Source organism: Fibrobacter sp. UWH9, from assembly GCF_900129715.1.
Lineage (GTDB): Bacteria > Fibrobacterota > Fibrobacteria > Fibrobacterales > Fibrobacteraceae > Fibrobacter.
Window position 1 is genome coordinate 1 of the sequence record NZ_FQWP01000044.1, and the last position, 4,782, is coordinate 4,782.

Consider the following 4,782-nt stretch of genomic DNA (forward strand, 5'->3'; position numbering starts at 1 on the left):
TCCGGACGGGTAGAGAACTTCACCACGATGGAATCGAAACCGAAGTCGTGGTAGATTTCCTTCACGAGAGCGCAGAAGTCAGCCACTTCGGAAGCGATCTGTTCTTCGGTACAGAAGATATGAGCGTCATCCTGCACGAAGCCGCGGACGCGCATCAAACCGTGCATGGTACCGGCAGGTTCGTAACGGTGGCACTTGCCGAATTCAGCAAGACGCATGGGGAGGTCGCGCCAGCTGCGGAGACCGGTGTTGAAGATCTGAATGTGGCAGGGGCAGTTCATGGGCTTCACAGCCATTTCAACGTCGCCAGCCATGGTCTTGAACATGTTTTCGTTGTACTTGTCGGCGTGACCGGACTTGATCCACAAAGTCTTGTGGCGACTTCGTCGCCTCCCGCATCGGCTCGGCTATGGGCAAACGCGTTTGCCCGCAGCACTCGCCTTGGGCGGTAGTCACGATTGGGATGCAAGCATCCCAGCTCTTCGGCTCGGCAATGGACAAACGAGTTTGTCCGCTGCTCTCGCCTTGCATCGCTGTCCGGCGTAATCACTTCGAGGTAGCCGCGAGATCTGCTTGTTATGGGCGTTCCCCGCACTATCGTGTGGGTCGGGCTATATTTTATGGGTTGCCCGGCTCACTTCGTTCCCGAACAACCTCATAAAACCGAGCCCAAGGTCTCGGCCCCAAGGGGTCACTATCCCTAACGCAAAATGGCTGAAAATGTTGCTTATAGTCCGTTGATTTATACTCATATGTCTTTTACCTTTATCAAAATATGAAAAAAGTTTCTATAACAGAATTGTTTGGTTCACGAATAAAAGAATTGCGTTTGCAAACCGGATTGAGTCAGGAAAAATTTTCTCTGCAAATAGGAATGGATAGGACGTATTATGCCTCTGTTGAAGCGGGAAAGAGAAATATTTCAATATGCAATATAAAGAAAATTGCTGATGGATTGCAAATTTCATTGTCTGATTTATTCGAACCAATAAGGTGACTGTATGATAAATTATTCTCACAATATTCAAAGAAGTAAATTGTCTATTTACGATTATATCGATGAAAGAAATGTCGATTTGTTTATTCCAACACCGATTCTTCAAAAAATTTTAGCGGAGTCGTTAGTTGGTTTGTCTCTAAAAGACTTGCCTTTAAGAACTCGGTCAAAAAAGGTAAAAACGGAAATCTGTAATGCACTTGGGTATCCTGTTCCTAAATCGTTTAAAAGAAGTCGTCCTCGTTTTGTAGGCCAAAATTTTGATGTTTATACTCAAAAAAGTATGAATGTTCAAATATGGAATGAGGATATTGATGGAAATAGAAGATATGTTTTTTTAAGAACAAGTGATGACGATGTAATTGATTCTGTAAAAATTATTTCGGGTGACGAACTTGTTCAATATGACCGTACTGGGAAATTGACTCAAAAATATCAAGCTCGAATGAAAAGCTATGATGAAGATATTTGTTCGGCAAATGATACGTCGCTTGTTCAGAATTGGAAAGATGACAATACCATTGACCTTCTAGATGCAAATGTCGCGTCTTTCCCCCAGAAAAATGAATTGCTTGGAATCCGTAAAATTTACGAATTGCTGTCACCGTTGGTTGGAAAAGAAATGCCTGTATTAGGAGCAATTCAAGAAAGAAATAGAGGCGCTTATTTGCAGGATTTAATTTGCTCTCGTTTGGGGTACAGCATTTCTGTTGATGATGGAAAATATCCTGATTTGAAAAACCAATTGCTTGAAGTGAAATTGCAAACTTCGCCAACGATTGATTTAGGCTTACATTCCCCAGAAGATGGGAAAAAGGTGTTTTCTGCGGATGGCGTAACCTTCACTAGTAAAGATGTAAGATACGCCATATTTGATGGACTTGTGCAAGGAGAAAATGTTTTGCTTCGCAGACTGTATTTGGTTACTGGAGAAGATTTGCCTAAGCATTTTCCCTTGTTTGAGGGAATGAAGAAAAATTCGAAAATCCAAATTCCGTTGCCCAAAGATTTCTTTACGCGACGTTAAACATCGCGTCGACAATTGTATTTAATTCTTCCATATAGAAAGATTTGTTTTGGCAATTATCGCTGGATAGAATATTCCTTACAATTTGAACAGCCTTCTTTGCGTACTTTGAATTTGGATCAGGAATAGGGAACTGTTCAACATATTGACTCATAAATCTTCTTTTCCCAGAATACAATTTTGTATTAAAACATGCGTCATAGTATTTTTCTATAAAATTACTATTTACAACAGCAAGGGCGAGGTAAATAGTGTCGTCAATGATAGAGTCGTTGATTTCAATCCAGTAGCAATCTCCGTTTACAATGGCTCCGCTGGTATCTAGCCAGAATGTAGGTTTTTCCGAGATATCCCGAAAAACAATCTTTCGTTTGCTCCATGCACTAGGATTCTGGGGAACCCAAATTTCATACCAATTTCGATGAGCTTTTTTTATGTAGCTTCTTGAAGATAGTTGGCTGTAATGAGATTTTAGATATTGCTTGCTTTTGGGGTATAAATCCAAGTTTACTGCAGTTTTTTTTGAGTTGACAATTTCGTGAGTGTACAGGACTTTCCATCCTGCATTTGCAGAAGCCGTTATTTGTCCCGCATCTCGATGTGTTATGAGTGGTTTTAACAGTTCAATGTCTGACTTGCTGCCGTTCCAATCATTTCCAATAAAAACATTATCCGCAGTAGTTTTTATGCCGACTCTAACTTTCCCGATGTCGGATATATGCTTCCAAGTATTTCTCTTGACGTTAAGCATCCATTTTTCTTTCTCTTTAAAAGAGATTGTCCAAGGATGATCTTTTTGGGAGTTGTCTAATGCACCTTGTTTGATGTCAAAAACTTTCCCGTCTTCAACCATAAAACAGCCATTATCTGATATATGGTCAAAAATTGATTGACAGCGAGGAACGTTTGAGTCTAATTTTTTCGTTTCGTATATTGATGTGAATGCGACATCCTGGGTGGTTGTCGAACCCAAAGAGAATGTCATAGTACAAGGAAGGACCGCGGCAGAAAATAGCTTTGAATCTCCAAAATCAACTATATTGTGTAGATTATAATTTTCTAGGATAAAGTCTCTTACGCACGCACCAGCTTTGATTGTTAAAAATTTGTTGGACGTGATGTATCCAGCAATTCCATCTTTATGCAGTAATCTTTTTACGGCGATAATAAATGCATAATAAATGTCAACACGACCATTTAAATTAAGTTTTTGTGAAATTTGAGAAGATTTTTCAGCGCCTAAAATCTGAGTGCGAACATAAGGCGGATTGGCTATAATAAAATCAAATTTGTTCGAGATTGATTCGAACGAAGAAAGAAAGTCTCTGTTATGAATTTTAACGGATGCATCAGGAAATAATGCTGAAAGTTTTGAATTCGTTTCTTTTGCAACGTCAGAATCGGTTTCGTAGCCTACGGCAGAAATGAGAATATTTTTATTTATAGTATATATAGTGTTTATTAGCGATATCAGCAATTCGCCACCGCCAACAGCGGGGTCAAGTATGGAAAGAGCTTTTACATTTTTAAGGTCAATTTTTGAAAAGCAGATTAACTGATTTGCTAAAAAGTTAGCAAGTGCCGTTGGTGTATATACAATGCCGTTTGCTTTTTTTGAAGAAAGTTGCTGGTATCTCATTTTGGGGCTTTCCTTATATCCATAATATACTAAATACTCGGCGCCTATAATTGCCTAAAAATGACACAAATCGAGGTTTTCGATCTATATTATCACTTCTTACAAGGAGGTACATGTTAAACCCGCTAACGAAACCCTGCCCGAAAAATTCATTCTCAAGATAGTCGATGTCAGGGACAATTTTTTTTGTTGAATAGCGAAAAAAACACTAATTGTCAGTAAATGACATTTGAATAAAAGTATATTTTAAATGGAAGGGTTCAAAATCAACCGTTTTCTAGGAAGCGCCCGATGGACAAGAAACAAAAATACATTACCTTCGTAATGACATTGTTACTAGTTGTTTCGGTAATAATCGAACGCTATTTTCTGGATTTCAACTATATTCTTATGTTTAAGACCATTGGCGTTTTCGCAGGTCTTTCCTTAATCGTTAGTATCTTTACTAAACATTATTGGTTATTTCCTTTTTTTTCAGGGGTGTCAATAGGATGCATTCTAATGGGAGTGGCTTGTGTTTATTTTATAAAGGCGTTTTCTTTGTTTGTTTATGGTTTAGGCTGTTTATCTATTGATTTTTTTAACGACTGTTTTGAATTAAATATTTCCTTTGATTTATCTCCTATTGTGGATCCGTTACTGAAATTTTCAAATATATACGTCCCTTGCTATTGTCTATCAGTCTATATATTTGAAAGAAGTCGAGGACCGAAGAGGCTAGACTATAAAGTGTCTAATTACAAAAAAAACATCCGCCTTGTAAAGGCGGATGTTTGAATTTTTATAGATGGCCAGACTAACGCACAACCTTGCGGTCTTCTGCGGTCATTTCGAGGAACTGGGCGACAGACATTTGTCCCTTGTCACCTTCTTTTCTCTTGTTCACAGAAACGACGCCTTCGTTCATTTCCTTTTCACCTACAATAATCTTATAGGGGATTTTCTGGAGTTCGCACTGACGGAACTTGTAGCCAAGCTTTTCGTTGGATTCGTCGATGTCGCAGCGGACGCCGGCGTTCACCAATTCACGTTCCACCTTGTGGGCGTATTCAGCGAACTTTTCGGAGATGGGGAGGACGCGTGCCTGGACCGGAGCCAACCACAGCGGGAAATCGCCCA

Annotated in this window: 4 protein-coding genes and 1 pseudogene; 2 read left to right on the forward strand and 3 right to left on the reverse strand. The window is 39.5% G+C overall.

Annotated elements, in window-relative coordinates; all coding sequences use genetic code 11:
• Positions 1–377: pseudogene (locus BUB94_RS16000) on the reverse strand (aminoacyl--tRNA ligase-related protein); the annotation flags it as partial.
• A 398-nt stretch (positions 378–775) separates the two neighbouring features.
• Here BUB94_RS16000 and BUB94_RS16005 point away from each other — a divergent pair.
• Together BUB94_RS16005 and BUB94_RS16010 are read left to right on the forward strand one after the other, a co-directional pair.
• On the forward strand, positions 776–997 hold the full coding sequence (locus BUB94_RS16005) for a helix-turn-helix domain-containing protein (protein ID WP_073238945.1): 222 nt from the start codon (positions 776–778) through the stop codon (positions 995–997).
• A 4-nt stretch (positions 998–1,001) separates the two neighbouring features.
• Positions 1,002–2,024 (forward strand): hypothetical protein, encoded by a 1,023-nt coding sequence (locus BUB94_RS16010; RefSeq protein WP_073238948.1) that lies wholly within the window; start codon positions 1,002–1,004, stop codon positions 2,022–2,024.
• Here BUB94_RS16010 and BUB94_RS16015 read toward each other — a convergent pair.
• Positions 2,011–3,663 carry an Eco57I restriction-modification methylase domain-containing protein gene (locus BUB94_RS16015; RefSeq protein WP_073238951.1) on the reverse strand — a complete coding sequence of 551 codons (1,653 nt, stop codon included), beginning with the start codon at positions 3,661–3,663 and terminating at the stop codon, positions 2,011–2,013. The genes BUB94_RS16010 and BUB94_RS16015 overlap by 14 nt on opposite strands.
• Positions 3,664–4,459: 796 nt before the next feature.
• A partial coding sequence (locus tag BUB94_RS16025) for a His/Gly/Thr/Pro-type tRNA ligase C-terminal domain-containing protein (RefSeq protein WP_254793767.1) occupies positions 4,460–4,782 on the reverse strand: 323 nt, incomplete at its 5' end.